Origin of the sequence: Heyndrickxia sp. FSL K6-6286 (assembly GCF_038630395.1) — a bacterium.
GTDB classification, from domain to species: Bacteria; Bacillota; Bacilli; order Bacillales; family Bacillaceae_C; genus Heyndrickxia; species Heyndrickxia oleronia.
In genome coordinates this window covers 330,176-354,045 of the sequence record NZ_CP152029.1, presented here as the reverse complement: position 1 = coordinate 354,045, position 23,870 = coordinate 330,176, and the positions used below count along the sequence as shown (strand labels likewise).

Here is a 23,870-nt window from a genome sequence, read left to right as displayed (position 1 = left end):
TTGAAAGTTTGTTTTTGATAGTTTTTTGCTTTTGTAAAAACCCAACTGCTCGCTTTTACAATCAATAAAGGATTCAGTAATTTGGTAGAGAAATGAAAGGTGTAGTGGTCTTCAGCCGATAGTTATTAGTTAAAGCTTTACTTAAATAGCAGCAATGTTTGAGAAAAGATCCTTTAGAAAAAACTAGTAAAAAGAGATAAAATAGAAAGAGATATTTTACCCAAAGGAGTTTATGTCATGTACATATCTACAGTTGAAATTCAGCTATCATATGCTGACACAGATATGATGGGAGTTATTTATCACGGCAATTATGTAAAATGGATTGAGCTCGGCAGGACTAAATTAATCGAAGATGTAGGATATAATTACCTGGATATGGAGCAAGCAGGCTACTACGCACCAGTATATAATTTAGAAATCACCTATAAAAAATCAATCAAATATGGAGACAGAGTCTTTGTAAAAACATGGGTTGAGGAAAACAAAAATTTACGTACCATTTACGGATTTACTATTGTGAATCAAGAAGATGAAGTATGTGCAGAGGGAACGACGACACATATTGTTGTACGAAAAGAGGACTTTAAACCCGTTCAATTTAAAAAGATATTTCCAGAATGGTTTCAGAAGTATGAGGAAATTAAGAAGCAATAGTTCTTCACAACTAAAGGGGCTGTCACTTTAACAGCCCCTTCTTCCTTATCGTAAATATGCTTGAAGCATCCAGATATGCTGTTCTAATGAAGTTTGAATATCAGTAAACATATCCGCTGTTGGATGATCGTTTGCCTCTTCGGCTAATTCAATTAATTCCTTAGAACCCTTTACAAGACTTTCATAATCACGAACAAGATCACTGACCATGTCCTTTGCTTGCAATTCATTACCTGCTTCATTCAATGTTGTAAGCTCTAGATATCCCCTTAATGTTGCTACAGGTTTACCTCCAATAGCTAATATTCTTTCCGCAATTTCATCTATATTTCCTTGTGCTTCCGTATAAAATTCTTCAAATTTAGCATGTAATGTAAAAAAATCTGGTCCTGTTACAAACCAATGATAATTCTGTAATTTTGTATTGATCACATTCCAATTTGCGAGCTGTATATTTAATTTATTCATTAATTGATTTTCCATTTAAATCACTCCTTATGTATTGTTCTTACATTTATAATAATAGCATTAATTATAATTATTATCAACTAGTAATTATTATAATTTAATCATTATAATTATTTATTTTTAATTGTAATTTATTTTGAAACTTTTATAAAAACATTTGCGTAATTGTATATAAAACCTTTTGGGGGGATTTCATTGGATAGTATGTTTGAACTTGCACCCATTTTCTTTGGCATTATTTTTATTATCGTCATTGGATCAATTATTTTGAATGCAGGTAAAGGTATCAGTCAATGGAAAAAGAATGAGGATTCGCCACGATTATCTGTTCATGCCATGATTAGTAGTAAGAGAACGAATGTAAGTAGACATACACACCACCATGACGATCATATGCATTCCCATAGTACCTCTACTACTTATTATGTTACATTTCAATTTGAAAGTGGTGATCGTTCCGAATTTAGGATTTCTGGAAAGGAATATGGACAGCTTGCTGAAGGTGACTTGGGGACTCTCACCTTTCAAGGAACAAGGTATCTTGGATTTGAAAGAGACTATCACTCGTCTCAGGATACACTAAGGGGGTAATCATTACTTGGAAAACGGATATTTTGTTGGCTGGGGAACACTAGCCCTTATTAATGCAGGATTAGCCCAAGGAAAAAACAGATCAGGGTTCAATTGGTTTCTCCTTTCATTATTCTTAGGTCCTCTGGCCACACACTGATATTATTATTTGTAGAGAAGCGCAAAGAAAATTAGGTCTTTGCAATAGACTAATAAAAAAGCCCTCATGTAAAATTTATACACATGGGGGCTTTAGTGTTTTTATGCTCTTTTCTCAAACATTCAAAAAAGGTTACAGATAGATCCTTAGATCAATGTTTTCCTCAAATTCCGCAAGTATCGATAACGGATCATAAGGAAATACATCAGCTGAGCAACTAGAAAACCTGCGAGGACAATGATCACTTCGGTAGCAATTGAGAGCTGATAAAAGCTTTGCAATGCCATAAATGCAAAGGCACTGTGTACAAATGCCACCACAATAGGTACGAAGAAAAGTAATGAGAGCTGACGGGTGACTATTTTATTCAACTCCTTATCTGTTAGCCCTACTTTTGTGATTGTTAAATATTGACGGCGATCATAATCTAGGTCTGCATAAAGTCGGAAATACAAGAAGCTTCCCGCAGCTATGAAAAAGACAGCACCGACAAGAAGAGCCACAAAGAGCATCATTCTAAACATATTCATTTGCACTTTATACAAAGTACCACTTACAATCATTGAGTATTTCTGATCAGGTTTAGATTTTACTATTCCTTCATCTACTAGGTTTTCTGCCATACCTGCTGTTTTCTCGAGATTTTTTGTGTAAAATCCAGTAAATATTCCAGTATTCACTGGTTTTAATTGCTTATAAAGCTCATCGCTTACGACCAATCCCTTATTTTGAATCAATTGAATAGGGAAAACAACATTTTCTGTAAGCTTAACTTGCTGAAGGGTAAGATGATCTTGTTTTAAAGTATATTGCACGGATTCATCATTACTATAAGGTGATGTTCGCATTTCAAGTGCCACATTTCCTGCTAGTGGCTTCTCTTGTACATCAAATCCCGCTGCTTTTCCTATTTTTCTGTAATCCGAGAACGAAATAATCGCCATTGTATCTGGTGTATAACGATCTGACGAAGAATCGATCGCAATATATTTAATAGGCACTTGATTGGTTTTATAATGAATATTTCGATGCTTAAACTCATCATTAATTTGTTGTAAATGTTCCTTATGAATGGCTTGATCATCTAATGCGATATAACCGATTTCTGCCGGAAATTCCTTGTCCACCTGTTTATTCATGACATTCATAGAAGCAAGTGTGCCAACTGCACAAAATGCAACTGTGGACACAATCGTAACCATAAAAAACATTCGTGCATTATCCTTCAAACGATAAGCTAGACTAGAAATGGTGATTAAATTTGTTTTTTTCCAAAATAATAATCGATTTTTCTGCATCATTTTTATAATAAACACTGATAACTGTGTAAAAAAGAAGTAGGTCCCTACAATTGTCATAGCAATTACAGGCAGGATTCTATAAAGTATTGTTTGCATGGTTGTTGTAGCTGCCAAGTAATAGCTGACAATGAGTAACACCGCTGCCAAAAGCGATAATAATACAGAAGCTTTTGGTTCTTTCTTTGGTTTTTCCCCTGCCTGAAATAAATCAATTAACTTATTTACCCCAACAAGAATGGTTGTAAACAAGGAAATGCAAAAGAATAATAGTAAAAATGCAAGGGTGGTCAACAATAAAGCTTTTATCGATAGGATAAACGGTAATTGATCGATTCCAATCATCCTCGAGCCAATCATTAAAAACAATTTTCCTGTAAGAATTCCTACTCCAATACCAACCACAATCGCTCCAATACCAATAATCATATTTTCCAAGAAGACCATCCGGTTTAACTGACTTCTAGTCATTCCATGCATCATTAATACTCCAAATTCACATTTCCGCGATTTTAGAAAGGTACTTACAGAATATAATACAAATAGGAAGGAGAATACATACATAATCACTTCTGCAGCGGTCATTAATTGTACCGCAACAGCAGATGTGACTCCTTTTTTAATATCTGGATGAAAAATAAATAATGCATAAACAAAGAAAATCATCACCGAAAATGCACTACTCAAAAAATACGCAGCATATATCCGTTTGTTCCGGATTACATTTCTATAAACGAACTGTGGAAAGGTCACGACTATCCCCTCCTAATAATGCAAGCATATCAATGATCTTTTGAAAGAATGTTTGGCGGTTTTCCCCGCGATAAATTTCGTTATATAATTGGCCATCTTTAATAAAAATGACACGATGGCAATAGCTTGCTGCTACTGCATCATGGGTAACCATTAATGCAGTGGCACCATCCTCTTTATTAATGGTTGTGAGAGTTTCCATAACATCCTTTGATGCTTTGGAATCTAAGTTTCCAGTTGGTTCATCCGCTAATATAAGGGAAGGTTTATGGATAATAGAACGAGCGATTGCTGTACGCTGCATTTGTCCACCTGAGATTTCATATGTTCGTTTCTTTAAAATTTTATCAATCCCAAGCTTTTTTGTGACTTCAATCAGCTTTTTTTCCATTTCACGTACGCTCACACCATCAAGGGTAAGTGGTAAAACAATATTCTCTTCAACCGTCAATGTATCTAGCAAATTAAAATGTTGGAAAACAAAACCCAATTCATGTCTTCTAAATAATGCTGTATCTTTCCGATTAAGCACATGTGGATTCTTCCCATTAATTAACACCTCGCCAGATGTTGGTTTATCAATAGTTGCAATTAAATTTAGTAGAGTTGTTTTCCCGCTACCAGACGGGCCCATTATTCCTACAAATTCCCCTTTATTTATCGAAAAATTAATATTATCTAATGCCTTGTGAGCTACTTTTCCCTCATATATTTTTTCTAAATGCCTTACATCTAAAATCGGCATAACCCTCACTCCTATATCTTTGTTATCCTCATTCTAACCAAAATCCTTTTCACCCTACCATTTCATATACTTACAATTCCCTTACAAATATGTAAGGTGTCAGACCTCATGTGAATGGTTACACATGGAGCCTGACACCTTTAGAAGACAAGACGAATAGTCGTACCTTGATTGATTTTTGATTCAATTTCTATTTGATGCCCAAGCTTCTCGCATATTTGTTTTACGAGATACAGGCCCATTCCTGTTGATTCTTGGAAGTGTCGGCCATTTTCTCCGGTAAAATAAGGATCGAATACCCTTGATAAATCACTTGGAGGAATTCCAACACCCTCATCTGTTATTTCCAACACTATACTAATACCTCGTCTATAACTATTAAAATAAATTTTACGATTCTCGTGAATGGTATAACGCAGGGCATTGGTTATAATTTGGGTAATGATGAATGATAGCCATTTCTCATCAGATGCTATCTGTATATCGTGATTAATTTGGATTGAAGGAAAAATGCGTTTTCGAATAAATAATCGTTTTTGACTCGAGGTAACTGCCCGAACCACATTTTCTAAGGAGAGACTTTCCACATAGAAATCACGTTCAAAAGTATCGAGACGTGCAGTATATAAAACCATTTCCAACCCTTTTTTTAAACGATCCAATTCATCTCCAATTGCAATAAAACGAGGATCATCTTCATCTTGAATCGTCAAATGTATGACTGAAATAGGCGTCTTCATCTGATGAACCCATTGATTGATAAACTGTATATGTCCATCCAGTTTATGTTTATAACGATATAAGTCCGTTCGATAGTGACGGAACTGGCTTTCTAGTAATTGTTGTAATCCTTCAGCCAATGGTGTGGTATGGATACCATTTGCAAAATCCTCCAATTGAGCAAAAGGTTTTTCTAATCGTTGATAGAAGGAACGGTGCCTTAAATATCGAAAAACTAGATACCCGATTAATAGACTCCCACTTAATATAGCGGCATATAGCGAGATAGCTACATGACGATAACCATCAAGCCAGTATATCATCATAATAATCAATAATTGAAGAATATAAATAACAATCAATGGGAGCTGCTCACGAATAAATAGCTTCATTCTTTATGCCCCCAGTCTGGAATCAAACGATAACCTTGACCACGAATCGTTTGAATTGCATCATTTATTCCAAGTAGCATTAGCTTTTTTCGTACTCGTGTGACATAGACATTTAGTGTATTATCATCGACAAACGCCTGATCATCCCAAATTTTTTCCAATAACCGGTCACGACTAACTACACGTTCTAACTTTTTCATTAGTTCATCAAGTATTTTCGCTTCTGTAAGGCTTAGTTCAATTGTTTGTTCATTTAAAGAAAGCTGTAGACGTTCAACATCGAGCGTTAACCCATGAACAGTATAGCTTCTACCATTTTCTGTGCTGGCATACTGACCATATGCCCTTCTAAGTTGACTATTAATTTTCGCAGTCACAATTTCATAATCAAATGGTTTCGTAATATAGTCATCTGCCCCATTATCTAACGCCATGACCTGATCCATCTTACTATCACGGGCAGATATAAATAGAATTGGACAGGTAGATATGCTGCGAATTTGTCTACACCAGTAATAGCCATCAAATTTCGGTAGATTAACATCTAATAGAACCAGATGGGGAGAATACTGTTCAAATTGATTTCTTACTTCTTCAAAATCATCAACGGACTGTACATCATAGCCAAATTTATGTAAATGCTCTTTAAGTAAGTTAACAAGTTGTTTATCATCTTCAATAATGAATATTTTAAACATCTATATTCCCCACTTCCCTTTATACTTCATTAAATTGTACCAAAAATAGGATAATAATGGAGGTAAGAGAATACAATGGCCCATTAAAAATTATTTTTGTTACCTATTGACCCCAACCTTAGGGAAGCCATTAATATATCCAATGAGGTGGAAAACATGTTATATACGGTAAAAGATATTGCATCATTAGCAAATATTACGATTAAAACTTTGTATCATTATCATAAAATCGGTCTATTAGTGCCTTGTAAGATAAGTGAAGCAGGCTATCGATTATATGGCATAAAAGAACTAGAGCGCTTACAGGAAATATTATTTTACCGCGAACTTGACTTTCCTCTCAAAGAAATAAAACAAATTTTAGATGGTAACCCCGATCGATTATCTATTTTATCTAATCAAAAAAACCTCCTTCAAGCACGCATAAAAAGAATGGAGAAATTAGTCCAGACAATTAATCAATCGATTTAGTATACCGCGAAAGGAGAAATCATGGATCAATCCAATATGTTTAATGGTTTTCGCAATAGGAAGGAATGGAACGAGGCACTTAGTGAGCAGAAACAATATTTAAAAGAAACATACAACTATGATGGATTTGAAGAAAACTCCATTCAAGTTGAGGAAATGAATGAGCAAGCGATAGAAGCTAAACATTTTATGGAAACCTTGGCTAAAGCACTCAAGGATGGATTAAAATTTGACACAACTGAGGTTCAAACACTTATCGAACAGCATATTCAGTTTCTAAATAACCATGGACATTTAATGGAAGCAAACGACTTTGCCGCTCAAGCACGATTCTTCCTACAAGATGATTTCCATCGAAACATGCTTGAATCTCAACAAACTGGTCTATCCTATTTTCTTTGTATTGCTGCCGAGGAATACGCAGCTAACTAATGGATGTCTAAAAGATTAAGGGGGCGTTAGCCTTAATCGCCTCCCTTTTCCTTTTTGCATCTTTTATGTGGAAATAAAAATTAAGGACCTTCAACATTATTGCTCTGCATATTGATAGCGATATTTAATATAGGCAACACGACAATCCGTGGAACTCGACCAACTCTTCCACATACTATTGTTTTTCTTTGTCTCCTTCGTTAAAAGTGGAGCTTCTGCCCCTGCTTGCAACGACATATGATCAACTGATGTTGTTTGCATTAATTGATCATTTCGATCATAGAACTGTACCTCTATGTTTACGTTTAAATTTTGTTTACTAAAATTCTTTACCACAACTAAATTTTCATAATTCGAATCTCTACATGATGATGATTTAGAAGAGTAGCAATGTTGTTGGGACTCAACAATAGCAGCCGCAATCGGTTGTTCTTCTATGGTTGACATCTTTTCAAACGCTTTATGGGCTCGTTTCAATATCTCTATATAATCTGCTTTCTCTCCGGCAGGTAAGATAAATAAAAATACCAGCATTAAATGTAAGAAAATAAAACCAAACACTCCAAAGAGATTGAATAGCAAGTGGAGCATTTTTCGAAATGGGGTACGCTGTACAAGCGATGTTATGATGGAAACAAGAAAAATAATAAAGGCTAAACTAAAAATAACCCCTCCCATAATAAAAATTTCTGTATGATTAGGTAAAATAGGAAATTGATATTTCCTTAAATAATCAATATTCATACCGAAAGCAATGCCGAAAAAAACAAGCCATATGAATACACTTATACTAAGTGGCCTGATTAATACTTTGTAATGTCTATGGCTCATTAGCGAAAAAATAAACACAAGCAATGGTAACGAAGAAATAAGAATGAAAATGTAACCAAACATCCGTCTATTACACTTCCTTTCTATCTTTTTCCGTGGGTTTGAGTTGTAACTTCTCATCTGTAAATTCAATGATAAAATCATTTTTAGTTTCTTGTAATGAATACAAAAATGCTAATCTTTCCTTTGTTTCATTGAAAAGCTTCTTATACATTTGTTGATAATTATCGGGATTTGTTTTCCAGCGGGTAAATAAATAAAAGTAACGATCATGCCAGAAAGCATATAGTTTCCATCTAAACCATCTCCATTCAATACCCGTCATAAATTTCATCTTCTGTGCATGAATAAGCTTTCGTGCTTCAAATAAAGGAAGCTCTACTAATTTCATCGAAAGGATATAACATGTATGTAAACGTTCTAAAATTTTTACTAGATATTTTTCATCAAATTTTAAATAATCTCCATTTCTCCATAACGTTTTTTCTTTAGAATCCTCAGCTATATGAATAATCGAAAGCAAATGATCCATTGTTTCGTTGAAATAAGTTATATTTTGATGATTAAAAAAGGAGTGTTCTTGTTGCTCGCCTATTTCCTGTAATGATTTGAAGAAATCCACACATTGTTGAAATGTTTGTTTTGCCTTATCATTCTCGAGGTATTCAAAAAAAGTTGCTGCAATAGTATATAAAATTTGAAATAGGTACTCGCGTTGAATAAAATCCTCACCCATTTCCTTACTCGAAATGCTTCGAACTGAATTTTCATCATGTACCAATAAACGAGCTTTAAATTCTTTCTTTCCCTTTCGATAAATTAAACACTCTATAAGGCGATCTTCCTCTTCATAGACGATTCTCCCGTTGAATTGCAATAAGGAAATGCCTAATTGCTTTAGCACCTTCGTATCAGATAACCTCATTTCTAACTGATTGAGTAACTCATTCATTCGATCACCATTTTCTTTTATCAATTTCAAAAATAACCAGACTTATGTGATTTTATTCTTAGGCTAAAAGTATTTATATTTTTTGTCTATCCATTTTTATGACTAATTTTCATAAAAATAAATAGGATAAAAGAACGTGCTATGACGAATGAATACACAAGCCATAATCAAAATTATTATCCCTTCTTTCAATTGTGGCTATTTTTGGAATCTACTTTTCGTTAAAATTAATATAATGATAGGCTTTATTCTCAAACATTGTTGCTATTTAAGTAAAGTTTTAACAATTAATATCGGCTAAAAAGACCACTACACCTTTCAATTCACTTAAGAAGAGAGCTACAAGCTTTATAAGAATGGCTGAATCTTGTATTGGGTGGAATAGCTGGCCATTGGGCTTTTACAAAGCAACAAACTATATGATGAAACGAAGGAGTGTGAACATGAATAACCGCATTTTGTTCGTAGAGGATGACCATTCAATTCTTGAAATGGTCAAAGATTATTTAACGAAGGAAGGATTTCAGATAACTACGGCAATGGATGGCGAAGAAGCCGTTTCAACTTTTCTTAATCATGCCTTTGATTTAATTATCCTTGATATTATGTTACCGAAACTCGATGGATTAGAAGTAATGAAAATCATTCGTGAACGAAGTACTGTTCCAATCTTAATTATGTCTGCAAAGGATAGTGATCTTGATCAAGCATTAGGTCTTGGTTTAGGCGCAGATGATTATTTATGTAAGCCATTTTCCATGGTTCAGCTTGTTGCAAGAATTAAGGCCCAAATTAGACGGGCTACAAAGTACTCTCAGCACAAAGAGTCGGTAGTAAACATTTTGTCTATTCGTGATTTAACAATTGACTTCACCAATTATCAAGTAAAAAAACACGATCGGCCAATTAAACTAACTTCAAAAGAATTTGAGATTTTAAAGCTTTTTACTACTCACCCTAATCGTGTATATACAAAAGCACAAATTTATCAATCCATTTGGCAAGATGAATATTATGGCGATGAAAATATCATAAATGTTCATATGAGAAGATTGCGAGAAAAAATCGAAGATGATCCGTCCAACCCTCAATATATTAAGACTTTATGGGGGATTGGGTACAAATTAGAGGAATAATCTTATGGTCACGATTTTATCTTTAATTATCATTCTTTTAATCGGAATCATCCTGCTCCAATTTTACAATAAGAAGGTACGCAGTCGTTCCTTAGCCTATTTGCATAAAAAACTTCAATCCATTCTGACGACGGAAACAAGTGAAAGACTACTTATTGTTACAGATGATCAGGAACTTAAGTCAATCTTAATTGCAATTAATCATCTTTTAGATTCAAATCATAAAATAAAAGCAACTTATGCTAGAACAGAAGATTCCATGCGTAAAATGCTATCCAACATTTCCCATGATTTGAAGACACCACTCACCGTTATACTTGGCTATATCGAAATATTAAAAATTGATACTTCCCTAAACGATAAAGAAAAAGAACAATTATTAAATAAACTTCAAATTAAAGCAAATGAAGTTTTAGAACTAATTCATAAATTTTTTGATCTAGCAAAGCTTGAATCTGGTGATAAAGATATTCAGCTAACCAAAATCAATGTGAGTGAGATTTGCCGTAAAAATATCCTTTCTTATTTTGAACACTTAACAATGAACCATTTTGCAGTTGATATAAATATACCCGAAAAGGATCTTTATGCACTTGGTAATGAGGAAGTACTGGATCGCATTTTAAGTAATCTCCTTTCAAACGCTATTACGTATGGAGTAGATGGAAAAATGGTTGGGGTATCTGTTAAAGAACATGGAGCATTTATTTCTATAGATATTATAGATAAAGGAAAAGGAATTGATGAAATTCATATTGACAGAGTATTTGAGCGAATGTATACATTGGAAGATTCACGAAACAGATTTTATCAAGGAAGCGGTCTAGGCTTAACCATTACAAAAAGACTTGTAGAAGCATTAGGAGGCGAAATCCATCTCAAAAGTAGGCCGTATGAAAAAACTGTGTTTACCGTTATGTTAAGAAAGATCTCCTACTAACATTGGGAAAATAAGGACCCTCTTTTGTAATTACAAACTTAAGATTTATGTAAGAAATGAGTAAGAAAAAAGAGATTTTCATTTCCTATACTTAAAGTATCAAAAACAGAAAGGAAAATGGATCATGTCCTATCTTTTAAAAACGAATCATTTATCAAAAGTATTTCATGGAAAGGAAATCATTTCTGATGTGAATTTACACGTAAAGCAAGGAGAAATTTATGGATTTATTGGCCCCAATGGTGCAGGAAAAACAACGATTATGAAAATGATAACCAACTTAATTAAACCGACTAGTGGTGAAATTGAAATGTTTGGCGAAAAATTAACAGATACATCCTATGAGATTTTAAAACGGCTAGGAACAATTATTGAGTACCCCATTTTTTATGAAAAATTAACCGCTGTTGAGAATCTGGAGCTCCATTGTGAATACATGGGCTATCATAACAAGAAGGCAATAGTAGATGCACTAGAACTAGTAGGCTTGAAGAATATTAATCATAAGCCGGTAAAGGAGTTTTCCCTTGGAATGAAACAAAGACTTGGTATTGCCCGAGCCATCTCAACAAAACCGGAACTACTCATTTTAGATGAGCCAATTAATGGTCTTGATCCTATTGGTATCAAGGAGTTAAGAGATTTATTTAAAATGCTTTCTAAGGAATATGGTATGACCATCTTTGTTTCCAGTCATATTTTAGGCGAGATGGAACAAATGGTGGATACCATCGGAGTCATTAATCATGGTAAATTACTTGAGGAGATCTCACTAGATAGCATTAACGGGAGACATACTGAATATATCGAAGTTGTCGTGGATAACAGCAATCTGGCCTCCTTTATTTTAGAGGAAAAGATAGGGATAAAGAATTTCAAGGTTTTAAATCATGGTCTAATACGAATCTATGATTCTAATGTTACTCAAAAAGAAATATCTAAATCACTAGTGTTAAACGATATATCAGTTGAATCCATTAATAAGAAAAGCCATTCATTAGAAGAGTATTTCTTAAAATTGATTAATGGTGGTGGAATTCATGCTTAATATTATTAAACTTGAACTGAAAAAATATAAACTTAGTGGATTAATTAAAGGGGCACTCATTGCAACTTCGATTATTTTCCTTATCGTAGCTTTATTATTTTTTGTAAAAGTAGATGATGAACTTTCCTTTGAAAATGTCAACGATGCACTGATACTTATTGATACTGCTGTTAGGTCTGTATTTATTATTTATGCTGCATCGCTAATTTCAAAACTTGTGATTGATGAATTTAAAAGTAAGACGATCTCCATTTTATTCATGTATCCCGTTAATCGTAAGAAAATATTAATTGCAAAGCTGCTGATCATTGCGATTTTTACTTTTGTCTCAATCATATTTGCCAATACCGTTCTTGCGATTTTATTTTATTTGATCAATAGCATCTACCCTACTTTAGAAGATACCTATACGCTTGCTTTAATTAAAAAAAACACTCATTAGCCGTACTTATGAACGCACTATCCGCTACAGGAATGAGCCTCATCCCCTTATTTTTTGGGATGCGCAAATACTCAGTACCAGCAACGATCATTTCCTCAATTATTCTTGTTAGTTTATTCAGCTCAAACTCAGGTGGGAAGTCATTGAATGATATTGTCATTATTCCAATTACGCTTGCCATTATCGGTGTGCTTATCGCCTTTTTCTCCATTAAAAATATAGAAAAAACAGATTTATTATTATAAAAATGAGCGAGTAGAAACTTTGATCTACTCGCTCTTTACCTTATATATTAAACGTATTCACTAGCTCTCTTAATTCCTTCGCATTATTAGAAAGAGATCTTGCAGAAGAATTAATTTCCTCCATGGAAGCCAATTGCTCCTCTGTTGATGCCGCCACTTCTTCTGAACTTGCTGCATTCTCCTGTGCATAAACAGAAATTTCTTTTGCTGTTGATGATACCACTTCTACATTAGCAGAAATTTGTTGAACAGTTGCTGTAATATCTTCTATTTGTGGAGTGATATTCTTTGTCCGTTCAATGATTTGCATGAATCTTCTTGAGGTCTCTACTGACCCTTTAACCCCTTGTTCGGCATTTTCCATAACTTCATTCATCATGTCTATCGAATGTTTCATATCCATCTGTATCCCTTGAATAAGCTGTGCTATCATTTTTGTGGACGATTGCGATTGCTCTGCTAGGTTTCTTACTTCATCCGCTACTACCGCAAATCCTTTGCCATGTTCTCCTGCCCGTGCAGCTTCAATAGCGGCATTTAACGCAAGCAAATTAGTTTGATCAGAAATCCCACTAATGACATCGAGAATTCCACCAATTTCATGGGAACGCTCAGCTAATGACTGAATTACTTCATGAGATTTCGATACAGATTCATGAATAAATTTCATTTGTGCCATATTCGTTTCGATTGAATGTCCTCCCTCTTCTGCTTCCTTAGAAGTTTCCCTTGCAAGCTCTGAAACATTTGTTGTGCTTTCTGCAATGCGTAACACACCTTGAAGAACCTCTTGCAAGGATTTTGAGTTATTTTCAAGTTTTTCAGTCGAATCCTCAGCTCCGCTTGCTATTTCTTGGATAGCTGATGCAACATGTTCCGTTGCAGCTGTCGTTTGATCCGCACTCGCTGTTAGCTCTTCTGATGCTGCGGCCAATTGTTGAGATGTATCACTTACTTGTTTGACCATCCCGTTAAGGCCGACAATCATATGATTAAATGAAGTGGTCAATTGACCAATCTCATCCTTTGATTGATATGTTCCCTTTACGGTAAAATCTCCTTTTTCAGCTTTGGAAAGCAAATCAACAATATCCTTTGTTGGATTTACAATTACTTTTGTAATTAATATTCCTAAAGCAGTAGAAATAATCAATGCTGCCAAAATAATCCCGATTGTGATCAATGACTCAGATTTATAGGAATCTTTAATATCAGTTTTGATTTGCTCGGCTACCGCCTGGTTTAATTGCATTAAATCATTTAGAGTATTACTTACTTTTTCACCTTGTGGCAGAACCTTTGATTTATAGAGATCATAAGCTTCTCCGTTCTTGTTTTGTAATGCTAAATCAAGGACCTCATCTCGAACGGCCTGTAAGTCTTTCGCTTCTTGTTTGTATAAGTCGAAAATTTCAAATTCCTTCGAAGATAGATTAGACTGACTAAGTTTATCGATGACTTCATCTATATCCTTCTGTAGTGAAGCGATATCATTTTTCATTTCAATATTTCGTGATTCCTCAGTTGTAATCATTACCTCTAATATATCTGCATCAATGGTTCGATCATTTCTTTGAATTTGCCCAATCCATTGATTAGGTATGAATCGATTTTGATACATAGAATCAGAGCGATTTGCGATATCTTTTATAAAATGCAAACCTCCAAATCCCACAACTAGTAACGCTAGAATTTCAATCACGATAAGCAGAGATAATTTTCGTGATATCCTCAAATTTCGCAAAAAATGCATTGTAGGCTTCTCCTTATATTTTATTAAATTGTTTGGATATCATCCTCTTGTTATATACGAACACTTCTATCCATAAAATTTAATTTATACTATATTAATTACTTATTCAACATTATTCGACGTAGTACGACATTTTTTTATACGAATTAGTGGATATAAATTTACAACTCATCTGTAATTGAAAACAAACTTCTATATGTTACATATTTTTAATGTCAATACAAATAATAGTAATGGTGTTTTCACCAATCTAACTTTCAAATGGAGGGAATCATTTTATGAATAAGCTTAGAATAATCATTCATTTCCTCATTTATTTGTGGAAAAACTTTATTCAAAGAAACCTTCAAAAACTTAATGGTCTCTATAGGTTCCCCTCTTATTCGTAAAGACTACATTTAAAGTTAGATACACAAGTTTTCTTTAAAAACACAAAAACCCCCAAGTGCAAGTCTACTACTGACTTGTTCTTAGGGGGAGTGTTTTATCAACGAAGTTTTTTCATTTAATCTCTACTCTAAAATATATCCAATTACCGAAACAATAAAAATTATAGTCAGTCCAACAATGATCCATTTTCTTATTTCAACACCCATCATCCTTCACACCATTACTCTATTTAATTGGCGAAGATATAAAATGCGAACAAAGATAAAATAAAGCACCTGAGCTGCACCAAATGCACCTACCGCTATTAAAGAAGGGCTGAATGTAACTGTAAGACCAACTTGTCCTTGAATGATGGCAACGGTAACGAGAGTTCCTATAGCTGCTACAATTAACGGTAGGAAAAAGAGAACGAACATCTGGATGGTAGCTGCTCGATTCATTTCCTTTTGACTAAGCCCTATTTTAGATAGAGAATGGTAAATCTTTTGATCCTGTTGAAGGTCGGTATATAGTTTAAAATATAGAAAACTCACAGTTGATAACGAAAACAAAATGGCAATAAAGAGAAAAATAAATTGGATTAAACGATACATTTGCTCTGCTTCTAAATAGTGTAAGCCACGTAGCATCGCATATCCCGTTTCTCCATGGACAACCGTTTCAGGTATTTTCTTCGTTATCATTATTTCCTCTGATTTTTCAGTCGGAAGCTGATTATTCTCCCATCTAGGAATATAATAATTAATTAAAACTGATAGATCCATCCCCTGCTCCTTCTTGGTTAAAGAGGCAGCTAGACCATTAAAGTCTTCATCAGATAGTACACAAAGCGAGCTAAATCCAAATCGATCCAAGAGATTAATCTCCTCAATCCCTGCTATTTTAAAGCTTGTTGATTTTGCTGTCAGCTTGGATAGTGATTGTTGATGCTCAACGGCCTTCTTACTATCATTGTGTAACTGTGCAATATTTTTAGAATTAAAAATGGTGATGGCTTCATGATTCTTTACAGATATCGTTGATAACCCATAATCCGCTGCGTAACGATTATAGTCTGATGCTTTCATTACTGTAAATGAAGTTTCTTTAAATGTATATTGTAGTGAATGCTGAACATGCTTTTCATACTTTACTCCAACAGATTCCAACTGTTGATCAATCTCTTCGATATCCTTCTTCCAATTTTCTTGATCTTGTTCATTAAAAGGAGTATAGGTGATCGCATATGGATTTTTTCTATATAAATCTCTCGTTTCGTTACCCATACTGACGATCAGACTTACAAACCCACAGGCCATAGCGGTAACAACTGTAATAATAAAGAACATTCGTGCATTGTCCTTCATCTTATAGGCCATCTCTGATATCCATAGCATATTAATTCCTTTTCTAAAAAAAGAACGTCTTTTTTTTAGCAATCTAATCGAAAAAACACTTAACTGTGTAAAAAATAAATACGTGCCAATACTACCTAATCCTAAAACATATAAATAGGTTTTCCCTAAATCATGGAACATCAAATAAAACGAACCTACAAAGCTAATGATACAAACAAAGGCTAAGAGGATTGATAGTTTTGGTTCCTTTTTTGGCTTACTATTTCCTAGAAGCAATTCAAGGGCCTGTTGTTGTCGTAAAAAGAGAATCGTCATAATCGATATGCCCAAAAACAAACCAAAGAAACAAGCAAATGTTAATATAATTGCCTTCACTGGTAGATAAAAAGGCAGATTATCAATACCTGTCATCGTTGAAGCAAATAACAAAAACAGCTTCGAACAAATCAAGCCAATAACGGTTCCCATCACAATCGCCGCAAAACCAATGATCATATTCTCAAAAAATACGATTCCATTTACTTGTCTACGTTCTGCACCAAGTATAGTTAAAATACCAAACTCCTTTTTTCTCGCTTTTAAAAAGGCACTAATGGAATATAAAACAAATAAAAGGGAAAAGAAAAAGATGACATATTCCCCCGTTTTCATTCCAACCTGTGCTGTTTGTCCCATTTCTGTTTTTTTTAGCTCAGGGTGAAACATAAATACTGCATAAGAAAGAAAAATCATGACAGAAAAAGTACTACTCAAAAAATAGGCTGCATATGCCCGTGAATTACGTTTCACATTATTCCACGCTAATTGACGAAAGCTCATGTGCATTGCCTCCTAAAAAAGAGAGTGTATCTATGATTTCCTGAAAAAATGCCTGTCTATTTTCTCCACGGTAAATTTCATTGTATAATTGTCCATCCTTAATAAAAACGATGCGATGACAATAACTTGCTGCAAGTGGATCATGGGTAACTAATAGCATTGTTGTATGATCGGTTTGATTAATAGTTTCCATCATTTCCATGACAGAGCGAGAGGATTTAGAATCTAAATTCCCTGTCGGCTCATCTGCTAATAATAATGATGGTGAATGAATTGTTGCCCTTGCAAACGCTGCACGTTGTTTTTGCCCTCCAGATACTTCGTAGGTTCGCTTATTTAAAATTTGGGTTATTCCCAGCTTTTCTGCTATGGTTGCCAGCTTTTCATCCATTTCTTTATTGCTTCTTCGATCTAATGTTAAAGGAAGTATAATATTTTCACCAATTGTTAATGTATCAAGTAAGTTGAAATCCTGAAAAACTAGACCGAATTCCTGACGACGAAACTTTGCTAAGTCATTTTTTTTCAATCCATTGGGGTTTTTCCCGTTAATAAAAATTTCCCCAGACGTTGGCTGATCTATCGTTGAAATTAAATTTAATAAAGTGGTTTTCCCACTTCCAGAAGGACCCATAATCCCAACAAATTCACCTTGCTTTATTGTTAAATCAATATCAGTTAATGCACGATAGTTTACTTTTCCATTATAGATTTTTGATAATCGGTTAATTTTTACAATCTCCACTCGTTTTCCATCCTTTCGTTGTCCGATTGATACTTAGTTTACTAAAACAAAGACAGATGAACGACCGATTAAAATTACAATAACCTTACATCCCTGTAAGGTTATCTATTGTAAATTTCTAAAACTTAAACTCACAGTCGTTCCCTTGTTAACAACCGATTTCAACGAAATATCATGGCCTAACTGTTTACAAATTTCAGCAGTTAAATAAAGCCCCATACCAGTTGACTCCTTATATTTGCGACCATTTTCACCAGTATAATAAGGTTCAAACACACGCTCAATGTCCTGCTTAGGGATCCCTACCCCCTGATCCCTTACCTCAATTATTTGTTCTGTACCCTTTTTGACTGCGGCAATAACGACTGAATTTCCATAACCCGCCGAGTAGCGAACGGCATTCGTTAATAATTGATTGAGAATAAACCTTAACCATTTGGCATCTGTTAATACTTCCATTGTCTCTGATATTTCAATAACAGGGTACACCTCGTTACGAATGAGTAAGCGTTTGTTTTCATGAACCACTTCACTAACAAGTTTCTTCAAATCTACCGATTCAATATGAAAATCCGGTTCAAATGAATCCAAACGAGACATATATAAAATCATTTCCAATCCTTTTTCAATCCGATCTACTTGATCATGAATATCATCAAAAATAGGCTCAATCTTACCTTTCAGCAATAAATGAATAACTGAAATGGGCGTTTTCATTTGATGGACCCATTGATTCGTAAAGGTTCGATGATTTCTCTGCTGGTATTCATATCGATGTATGTCTTGCTTATATTGTTGGTATTGGTTCTGTAAAACTTCCTGTAATGCTACTGGCACTGCAAAAATTTCCTTCCCATGAACCGTCTCCTCTAGAGTATGCATAGGTTCTTGCTTGGAAAGCTTTTTATAGAAGGAAAAATGGGTAAAAAAACGAAAAAGTAAATAAGCAATTAATAAACATCCTCCAAAGAAGAGAGAATAAAGTGCAATCGATAGATCATGATTTCCATTTAACCAGTAAATACTAATGATCAATAAAAGCTGAATTATATTGAATACAATTAAGAAAAGATGATCCTTCAAAAAGAGCTTCATGATTGATCCTCCTCTGAAAGATTCAATCGATAGCCTGCTCCTCTTACTGTTTCTATCACATCACCTAATCCCAAATCCTTTAATCGTTTACGTACCCGAGTGATATAAACATTCAATGTGTTTTCACCTACAAATTGATGATCATCCCATAAAACATCTAACATATGAACTCTTCCAACCACCTGTTTCGGATGCTCCATTAGTAATTCCAACAGATTAGCTTCCTTCAGACTAATTTCCGTTTTGCTCTTCCCATATTGAAGTTCTAATGTTTCTGGAAAAAGGGTCAGTCCCGAAACGTGAAGCTTTCTAATCTTTTTATCTAACGCATAGCTACCATATGCTCTTCGTATATTGCTCTCTACTTTTGCTAACACTACTTCTGGATAAAAAGGCTTCGTTATATAATCATCCGCACCGTTTTGTAGAGCAAGGACTTGATCCATTTTATCGGCTCTTGCTGAAATAAATAAAATAGGACAGGTTGATTTTGTTCTGATTTGCCTGCACCAGTAAAAACCGTCATAACGCGGAAGATTGACATCTAATAACACAAGATCTGGTTGGACCTGTAAAAAAGCCTGTAGTATATTTTCGAAATCATTCACTATTTCCACAGAATAACCGTATTTCTGCAAATATTCTTGTAATAAAGTGCTTATCTGCTCATCATCTTCTATGATTAATACTTTGTTCAATGTTCATCCCTCGTCTTTTTGGCTATTAAAGAGTAATTAACCTTCTATTCCCTTGGCCCTTTTCTAAAACATTGTTGCTATTTAAGTAAAGTTTTTAAAAATAAACTATCAGCTGAAGGACCGCTACACCTTTTATTTCGCTGAGAAAAGAGCTACAAACTTTATGAGAATCGCTGAATCTTTTACATCAAACTTTATGAAAATAGCCTTTTCCTTTTGCTTACATTGTCTTATTTAAATTCCTAAATTTCAAATGGAAATTTACATTTCTTATATGATGTTATTTCCCAAGGAGGCATCTGGCTAAATATATTTGTGCCACATCTTAAAAGAATAAGGAGCTATCAATAATTCAATAATTGTATTAAACCAAATTAAAATTAGCCATCTCTCTTCTCAGCTAAGAAATAAAAATCATTTACATTTTATTCACGCTATGATAAATTAGCCTATGAACCAATCATCCTACAAATTTTAGAGGTGTACTATGGAAATTTCAAAAACCAGTCGCTTATCTCTTGTTGAACAAGTAGTAGCACAAATGGAGGCCTTAATTGAATCTGGTACATGGCCAATTGGGTACCGCATTCCTCCAGAATTAGAATTAATGGGACAATTTGATGTAAGCCGGAATACATTACGTGAAGCGATACGAGCTCTAGTCCACGCAGGGCTTCTTCAAACAAAACAAGGTAGTGGTACATATGTACTAACATCCAGTGTGCTTGGAGCTGCACTAGAAAAACGAATTCAAAAGGCGAGTCTTCTGGAAACTTTGGAGGTTCGACAAGCACTTGAGAGGGAAGCCGCACATTTAGCTTCCATTAGAAGGAATAACGAAGATATCGAGCAATTAAGAATCCTGCTAAAAAAATGTCAAACGGCTGCTAAACAAAAGGATCGGAGAGAGTATGTATTATCAGATATGCTTCTCCATAAAGCAATTGTAGATGCTACTCATAACAGCATATTAATAGACTTGTATGACCATATGACTACCTCTATTCAAGCTTCTATTGAAAACCTTGCTGAAATGACGAATGATGTTGATTTTCATATTGATCCACATAAAAGACTTGTCCATGCCATTATCGATCAAAATACAGATCAAGCAATGGCAGCTGTTAATGAATATATTGCTCAATTTAAAGAAACTTTAACATAAACGGGAGGTGCATCATGAGTTCACAACAAGTATCGGTTCACCAAGAACATACATCAACAGTAAGTGTAAAATCAAAAGCGATATTATTTATCATTGGAATTATTTTTATTGCTGCAAACCTTAGAGCACCATTGACATCAGTCGGACCATTAGTTGCCCCAATTCGGGACAGTTTAGGAATATCAAATACATTGGCAGGGACACTAACAACTGTTCCACTTCTTGCCTTCGCCCTCCTTTCACCTTTTGCACCAAAACTTTCACGCAAATTTGGAATGGAGACTGTTCTCTTTACTTCATTAATTTTAATAGCAGTTGGCATCACGTTAAGAACCTTACAAAGCGTCTGGACTTTATTTGGAGGGACCGTCCTACTCGGATTAGGAATTGCGTTTGGTAATGTATTACTACCAAGTATCATTAAACAGAGATTCCCGAAAAAAATAGGATTGATGACAGGTGTTTACGCTGTTGCCATGAATTTATGTGCTGCGATTGCATCAGGATTAAGTGTACCTGTTTCATCAAAAATCGGTTGGCATGGTGCATTAGGCTACTGGGGATTTATCGCATTTATCGCTATCCTATTTTGGATCCCACAAATTCGTACTCATAAAATAAAGGCAGAAACAAAAACGAATCAACAATCTTCAGTGAATTTATGGAAATCAGGTTTGGCTTGGCAGATAACTCTCTTTATGGGATTACAGTCACTGATATTTTATACAATTGTTGCTTGGCTTCCTGAAATCCTTAAAGAACAAGGGGTCAGCTCCAATTCAGCCGGATGGATGTTATCGTTAATGCAGTTTGCTATCATTCCCTTTACTTTTATCGTGCCAATTATTGCCGGTAGAATGAAAAATCAGCTTGCTTTAGTTGTTCTTACTGCTCTTTTCTTTATCGTAGGAATGTTTGGGGTTCTTTATGGAAGTGTAGCACTTATACCATTATGGATCATTATTATAGGTATTGCTGGGGGAGCAGCATTCAGCTTAGCTATGATGTTTTTCAGTTTACGGACCCGAAGTACACATGAAGCAGCTGAGCTTTCAGGGATGGCCCAATCATTTGGCTATCTGCTTGCAGCCATTGGTCCTACATTATTTGGTATATTACATGATCTTACACATAGCTGGTCTCTACCTTTATGGATGCTAATTATTGCCTCCTTTCTTATTTTAGTTTCTGGTATGAGTGCTGGAAAAGATCAATTTATAAAAGTTAAGCATGATGGTTAATCATACAAAATAAGACACTGAGAAAATGGTTCTCTGTGTCTTATTTTTATATATGGATAAAAGATCTCTATTGTTTGGCTAATCTCTTTTTGATAAATAAAATGACAAATAAAATAATCAGCACGGCTAATATCGCGTAGACGATATTTGAGTAGACATCCATATATCCAACTATTGTTTCCCATGAAGCCCCAACTGCAGCACCTACATTCACTAAAATGGTATTCCATATTAATGTCCCTATAGTAGTAAATAGTAGGAATAAACCAATATTCATATGTGACATTCCTGCTGGTATCGAAATTAGGCTTCTAATTAAAGGAATTAAGCGACAGAAAAAAACCGTCCATATCCCATATTTATTAAACCAATCATTTCCCTTATGAAGATCTTTTTTTGTTAAGCGCAGTATATGTCCCCATTTTTCAATAATTATTTCTAATCTCTCCACATCGAGAAGACGCCCAATTCCATAAAGAGCAATAGCACCAAAAACTGATCCCAAGGTCGATACAATAATTACCCCCATTACACTTAAATCAGAGGAGGTAGTCATAAAACCTCCAAATGTAAGAATGACCTCTGATGGGATCGGTGGGAAGATATTTTCTAATGCGATTAAAAGAAAAATCCCGACATACCCGAACTCATCCATTATATTTGTTATCCAAGCTTCCATTTGCTCACACCCCTTTTTTATCATGTTAATTGTTCATTAATTTTACGATAAATGAATGAATCCATTAGTTTATAACCACAGAATAAAGCAATAAATCCCATCCCATAAGCAATAAGTATGAGACCGATGATCAATAATAACTGTGACGAAGGATAGAACCCCCCATATAGCAACCATATGATAATATCTACAATGGCTGCTAGGATCGCCCAGCCTATTAAATAATAATGAGCATGTAGGTTAAAAAGCATGGTATCTTTTGATAAGGATAAAATTTCCTGAACCTTGAATTGGTTAATCGCTTCCTTTGCAGCTTCATTTTTTGGCTTACCTTGCATAATTAAGTCGGCTGCATAGTCTTCCAAATAATGTTGTAGTTCTAATTTATCCTCCTTACCCATTGCTAGGTTTTCAACATAAGCCTGAATATTGTTTTGCTTTTGATACATAACATTCATACGAATATGCCCTATATAATTAATCACTCCCCATACTACTGCCAGTGCAAAAGCTAAAAGATAGCCAATTGTCAACCATCCTGGATCCTTCATATCAGACCGATCAATATAGAAGACTAAGAAGCAGAAAGCTATCGATAGTAAGAGAAGCCAGCTATATTTTATATCACGTAAGCAAAATACTTTTCTCATTATCTTACTCATACACCATTCCTCCTTAAATAAAACGGTCAACCATTTTCGTCATTTGATTCCAATCATGAATAAACCTTTGTAATAAAACAAAACCGTCTTCTGTAATGGCATAATATTTGCGTCTCCCACCATGGCTTTCATTTCCCCAATAAGATGTAATTGCTCCTTGCTTCTCTAATCGCTTCAAGGATAGATAAAGTGTCGCTTCCTGAATTTCAAACATACCTTCTGTACGTTCTTTTATCTCTTTGGAAATTTCATAGCCATAATTCTCTTTTTCTTTAAGAATGGAAAGAATGAGAAGATCAATCGTTCCTTTCAGCATTTCTTTATTCAA

General features: G+C 34.5%; 24 protein-coding genes and 1 pseudogene. 10 read left to right on the top strand and 15 right to left on the bottom strand.

What is annotated here, in order from left to right:
* The first annotated feature begins 237 nt into the window (after nucleotides 1–237).
* Nucleotides 238–657, top strand: a complete 420-nt coding sequence (locus MHI39_RS01960) for a thioesterase family protein (protein ID WP_058004203.1) — start codon at nucleotides 238–240, stop codon at nucleotides 655–657.
* 45 nt (nucleotides 658–702) lie between these two features.
* On the opposite strand, the gene MHI39_RS01955 is transcribed toward MHI39_RS01960, so the two are convergent.
* Nucleotides 703–1,140 (bottom strand): Dps family protein, encoded by a 438-nt coding sequence (locus tag MHI39_RS01955; protein ID WP_058004204.1) that lies wholly within the window; start codon nucleotides 1,138–1,140, stop codon nucleotides 703–705.
* A gap of 189 nt (nucleotides 1,141–1,329) precedes the next feature.
* Between MHI39_RS01955 and MHI39_RS01950 the strand changes: the two genes are divergently transcribed.
* Together MHI39_RS01950 and MHI39_RS01945 are read left to right on the top strand one after the other, a co-directional pair.
* Nucleotides 1,330–1,716 (top strand): DUF2500 domain-containing protein, encoded by a 387-nt coding sequence (locus MHI39_RS01950; protein WP_058004315.1) that lies wholly within the window; start codon nucleotides 1,330–1,332, stop codon nucleotides 1,714–1,716.
* 7 nt (nucleotides 1,717–1,723) lie between these two features.
* Nucleotides 1,724–1,855, top strand: a complete 132-nt coding sequence (locus MHI39_RS01945) for a hypothetical protein (RefSeq protein ID WP_342540602.1) — start codon at nucleotides 1,724–1,726, stop codon at nucleotides 1,853–1,855.
* A 146-nt stretch (nucleotides 1,856–2,001) separates the two neighbouring features.
* Here the strand turns inward: MHI39_RS01945 and MHI39_RS01940 are convergent, their stop codons facing one another.
* The 4 genes from MHI39_RS01940 to MHI39_RS01925 form a co-directional block, all read right to left on the bottom strand.
* Complete coding sequence (locus tag MHI39_RS01940) at nucleotides 2,002–3,906, bottom strand: ABC transporter permease (RefSeq protein WP_342540601.1); 1,905 nt, start codon at nucleotides 3,904–3,906, stop codon at nucleotides 2,002–2,004.
* Nucleotides 3,881–4,651, bottom strand: a complete 771-nt coding sequence (locus MHI39_RS01935; RefSeq protein ID WP_058004206.1) for an ABC transporter ATP-binding protein — start codon at nucleotides 4,649–4,651, stop codon at nucleotides 3,881–3,883. The genes MHI39_RS01940 and MHI39_RS01935 overlap by 26 nt, the downstream gene beginning before the upstream one ends.
* Before the next feature lie 140 nt (nucleotides 4,652–4,791).
* Nucleotides 4,792–5,763 (bottom strand): sensor histidine kinase, encoded by a 972-nt coding sequence (locus MHI39_RS01930; RefSeq protein ID WP_342540600.1) that lies wholly within the window; start codon nucleotides 5,761–5,763, stop codon nucleotides 4,792–4,794.
* The gene (locus MHI39_RS01925) at nucleotides 5,760–6,461 is read right to left on the bottom strand and encodes a response regulator transcription factor (protein ID WP_342540599.1); all 702 of its coding nucleotides are present in this window, start codon (nucleotides 6,459–6,461) and stop codon (nucleotides 5,760–5,762) included. The genes MHI39_RS01930 and MHI39_RS01925 overlap by 4 nt, the downstream gene beginning before the upstream one ends.
* 156 nt (nucleotides 6,462–6,617) lie before the next feature.
* Here MHI39_RS01925 and MHI39_RS01920 point away from each other — a divergent pair.
* Nucleotides 6,618–7,364: pseudogene (locus tag MHI39_RS01920) on the top strand (MerR family transcriptional regulator).
* 96 nt (nucleotides 7,365–7,460) lie between these two features.
* Here the strand turns inward: MHI39_RS01920 and MHI39_RS01915 are convergent.
* Together MHI39_RS01915 and MHI39_RS01910 are read right to left on the bottom strand one after the other, a co-directional pair.
* Nucleotides 7,461–8,258, bottom strand: coding sequence for a hypothetical protein (locus MHI39_RS01915; RefSeq protein WP_342540598.1), 798 nt, complete (start codon nucleotides 8,256–8,258; stop codon nucleotides 7,461–7,463).
* A gap of 7 nt (nucleotides 8,259–8,265) precedes the next feature.
* The gene (locus MHI39_RS01910) at nucleotides 8,266–9,171 is read right to left on the bottom strand and encodes a hypothetical protein (protein WP_342540597.1); all 906 of its coding nucleotides are present in this window, start codon (nucleotides 9,169–9,171) and stop codon (nucleotides 8,266–8,268) included.
* Nucleotides 9,172–9,590: 419 nt separating this feature from the next.
* On the opposite strand from MHI39_RS01910, the gene MHI39_RS01905 reads away from it, so the two are divergent.
* The 4 genes from MHI39_RS01905 to MHI39_RS01890 all read left to right on the top strand — a co-directional run bounded on the left by MHI39_RS01905 (nucleotide 9,591) and on the right by MHI39_RS01890 (nucleotide 12,713).
* Nucleotides 9,591–10,283 carry a response regulator transcription factor gene (locus MHI39_RS01905; protein ID WP_071977349.1) on the top strand — a complete coding sequence of 231 codons (693 nt, stop codon included), beginning with the start codon at nucleotides 9,591–9,593 and terminating at the stop codon, nucleotides 10,281–10,283.
* A gap of 4 nt (nucleotides 10,284–10,287) precedes the next feature.
* The gene (locus MHI39_RS01900; RefSeq protein WP_342540596.1) at nucleotides 10,288–11,223 is read left to right on the top strand and encodes a sensor histidine kinase; all 936 of its coding nucleotides are present in this window, start codon (nucleotides 10,288–10,290) and stop codon (nucleotides 11,221–11,223) included.
* A gap of 124 nt (nucleotides 11,224–11,347) precedes the next feature.
* Complete coding sequence (locus tag MHI39_RS01895; RefSeq protein ID WP_342540595.1) at nucleotides 11,348–12,271, top strand: ABC transporter ATP-binding protein; 924 nt, start codon at nucleotides 11,348–11,350, stop codon at nucleotides 12,269–12,271.
* Nucleotides 12,264–12,713 (top strand): ABC transporter permease, encoded by a 450-nt coding sequence (locus MHI39_RS01890; RefSeq protein WP_342540594.1) that lies wholly within the window; start codon nucleotides 12,264–12,266, stop codon nucleotides 12,711–12,713. Before MHI39_RS01895 ends, MHI39_RS01890 begins: the two co-directional genes overlap by 8 nt.
* Before the next feature lie 285 nt (nucleotides 12,714–12,998).
* Here MHI39_RS01890 and MHI39_RS01885 read toward each other — a convergent pair whose 3' ends face one another.
* From MHI39_RS01885 to MHI39_RS01865, 5 genes are all read right to left on the bottom strand, one after another.
* Nucleotides 12,999–14,711 carry a methyl-accepting chemotaxis protein gene (locus tag MHI39_RS01885; RefSeq protein WP_342540593.1) on the bottom strand — a complete coding sequence of 571 codons (1,713 nt, stop codon included), beginning with the start codon at nucleotides 14,709–14,711 and terminating at the stop codon, nucleotides 12,999–13,001.
* A 602-nt stretch (nucleotides 14,712–15,313) separates the two neighbouring features.
* Nucleotides 15,314–17,257, bottom strand: coding sequence for an ABC transporter permease (locus MHI39_RS01880; protein ID WP_342540592.1), 1,944 nt, complete (start codon nucleotides 17,255–17,257; stop codon nucleotides 15,314–15,316).
* Nucleotides 17,229–18,002: an ABC transporter ATP-binding protein gene (locus MHI39_RS01875; RefSeq protein ID WP_278892103.1), complete on the bottom strand. Its 774-nt coding sequence runs from the start codon at nucleotides 18,000–18,002 to the stop codon at nucleotides 17,229–17,231. Before MHI39_RS01875 ends, MHI39_RS01880 begins: the two co-directional genes overlap by 29 nt.
* Before the next feature lie 105 nt (nucleotides 18,003–18,107).
* Nucleotides 18,108–19,097, bottom strand: coding sequence for a sensor histidine kinase (locus MHI39_RS01870; protein ID WP_278892102.1), 990 nt, complete (start codon nucleotides 19,095–19,097; stop codon nucleotides 18,108–18,110).
* Nucleotides 19,094–19,795 carry a response regulator transcription factor gene (locus MHI39_RS01865; RefSeq protein ID WP_058004220.1) on the bottom strand — a complete coding sequence of 234 codons (702 nt, stop codon included), beginning with the start codon at nucleotides 19,793–19,795 and terminating at the stop codon, nucleotides 19,094–19,096. Before MHI39_RS01865 ends, MHI39_RS01870 begins: the two co-directional genes overlap by 4 nt.
* A gap of 487 nt (nucleotides 19,796–20,282) precedes the next feature.
* On the opposite strand from MHI39_RS01865, the gene MHI39_RS01860 reads away from it, so the two are divergent.
* Together MHI39_RS01860 and MHI39_RS01855 are read left to right on the top strand one after the other, a co-directional pair.
* On the top strand, nucleotides 20,283–20,960 hold the full coding sequence (locus MHI39_RS01860; protein WP_071977355.1) for a FadR/GntR family transcriptional regulator: 678 nt from the start codon (nucleotides 20,283–20,285) through the stop codon (nucleotides 20,958–20,960).
* Nucleotides 20,961–20,974: 14 nt separating this feature from the next.
* Nucleotides 20,975–22,201, top strand: a complete 1,227-nt coding sequence (locus MHI39_RS01855) for an MFS transporter (protein ID WP_078110414.1) — start codon at nucleotides 20,975–20,977, stop codon at nucleotides 22,199–22,201.
* Between the two features lie 67 nt (nucleotides 22,202–22,268).
* Here MHI39_RS01855 and MHI39_RS01850 read toward each other — a convergent pair whose 3' ends face one another.
* The 3 genes from MHI39_RS01850 to MHI39_RS01840 are packed head-to-tail and all read right to left on the bottom strand — an operon-like array spanning nucleotide 22,269 to nucleotide 23,870.
* Nucleotides 22,269–22,880 (bottom strand): DedA family protein, encoded by a 612-nt coding sequence (locus MHI39_RS01850; protein WP_342540591.1) that lies wholly within the window; start codon nucleotides 22,878–22,880, stop codon nucleotides 22,269–22,271.
* A gap of 20 nt (nucleotides 22,881–22,900) precedes the next feature.
* Nucleotides 22,901–23,542, bottom strand: a complete 642-nt coding sequence (locus MHI39_RS01845; protein ID WP_058004224.1) for a hypothetical protein — start codon at nucleotides 23,540–23,542, stop codon at nucleotides 22,901–22,903.
* Nucleotides 23,543–23,555: 13 nt separating this feature from the next.
* The gene (locus MHI39_RS01840; protein WP_058004225.1) at nucleotides 23,556–23,870 is read right to left on the bottom strand and encodes a PadR family transcriptional regulator; all 315 of its coding nucleotides are present in this window, start codon (nucleotides 23,868–23,870) and stop codon (nucleotides 23,556–23,558) included.

Excerpts from the sequence above, each read along its gene's own strand:
- MHI39_RS01855 (WP_078110414.1), top strand. The coding sequence starts at position 20,975 with ATGAGTTCACAACAAGTATCGGTTCACCAAGAACATACATCAACAGTA.
- MHI39_RS01860 (WP_071977355.1), top strand. The coding sequence starts at position 20,283 with ATGGAAATTTCAAAAACCAGTCGCTTATCTCTTGTTGAACAAGTAGTA.
- MHI39_RS01880 (WP_342540592.1), bottom strand. The coding sequence starts at position 17,257 with ATGAGCTTTCGTCAATTAGCGTGGAATAATGTGAAACGTAATTCACGG.
- MHI39_RS01890 (WP_342540594.1), top strand. The coding sequence starts at position 12,264 with ATGCTTAATATTATTAAACTTGAACTGAAAAAATATAAACTTAGTGGA.
- MHI39_RS01895 (WP_342540595.1), top strand. The coding sequence starts at position 11,348 with ATGTCCTATCTTTTAAAAACGAATCATTTATCAAAAGTATTTCATGGA.
- MHI39_RS01845 (WP_058004224.1), bottom strand. The coding sequence starts at position 23,542 with ATGAGTAAGATAATGAGAAAAGTATTTTGCTTACGTGATATAAAATAT.
- MHI39_RS01915 (WP_342540598.1), bottom strand. The coding sequence starts at position 8,258 with ATGTTTGGTTACATTTTCATTCTTATTTCTTCGTTACCATTGCTTGTG.
- MHI39_RS01905 (WP_071977349.1), top strand. The coding sequence starts at position 9,591 with ATGAATAACCGCATTTTGTTCGTAGAGGATGACCATTCAATTCTTGAA.
- MHI39_RS01850 (WP_342540591.1), bottom strand. The coding sequence starts at position 22,880 with ATGGAAGCTTGGATAACAAATATAATGGATGAGTTCGGGTATGTCGGG.
- MHI39_RS01870 (WP_278892102.1), bottom strand. The coding sequence starts at position 19,097 with ATGAAGCTCTTTTTGAAGGATCATCTTTTCTTAATTGTATTCAATATA.
- MHI39_RS01930 (WP_342540600.1), bottom strand. The coding sequence starts at position 5,763 with ATGAAGCTATTTATTCGTGAGCAGCTCCCATTGATTGTTATTTATATT.
- MHI39_RS01950 (WP_058004315.1), top strand. The coding sequence starts at position 1,330 with ATGTTTGAACTTGCACCCATTTTCTTTGGCATTATTTTTATTATCGTC.
- MHI39_RS01925 (WP_342540599.1), bottom strand. The coding sequence starts at position 6,461 with ATGTTTAAAATATTCATTATTGAAGATGATAAACAACTTGTTAACTTA.
- MHI39_RS01885 (WP_342540593.1), bottom strand. The coding sequence starts at position 14,711 with ATGCATTTTTTGCGAAATTTGAGGATATCACGAAAATTATCTCTGCTT.
- MHI39_RS01900 (WP_342540596.1), top strand. The coding sequence starts at position 10,288 with ATGGTCACGATTTTATCTTTAATTATCATTCTTTTAATCGGAATCATC.
- MHI39_RS01955 (WP_058004204.1), bottom strand. The coding sequence starts at position 1,140 with ATGGAAAATCAATTAATGAATAAATTAAATATACAGCTCGCAAATTGG.
- MHI39_RS01935 (WP_058004206.1), bottom strand. The coding sequence starts at position 4,651 with ATGCCGATTTTAGATGTAAGGCATTTAGAAAAAATATATGAGGGAAAA.
- MHI39_RS01960 (WP_058004203.1), top strand. The coding sequence starts at position 238 with ATGTACATATCTACAGTTGAAATTCAGCTATCATATGCTGACACAGAT.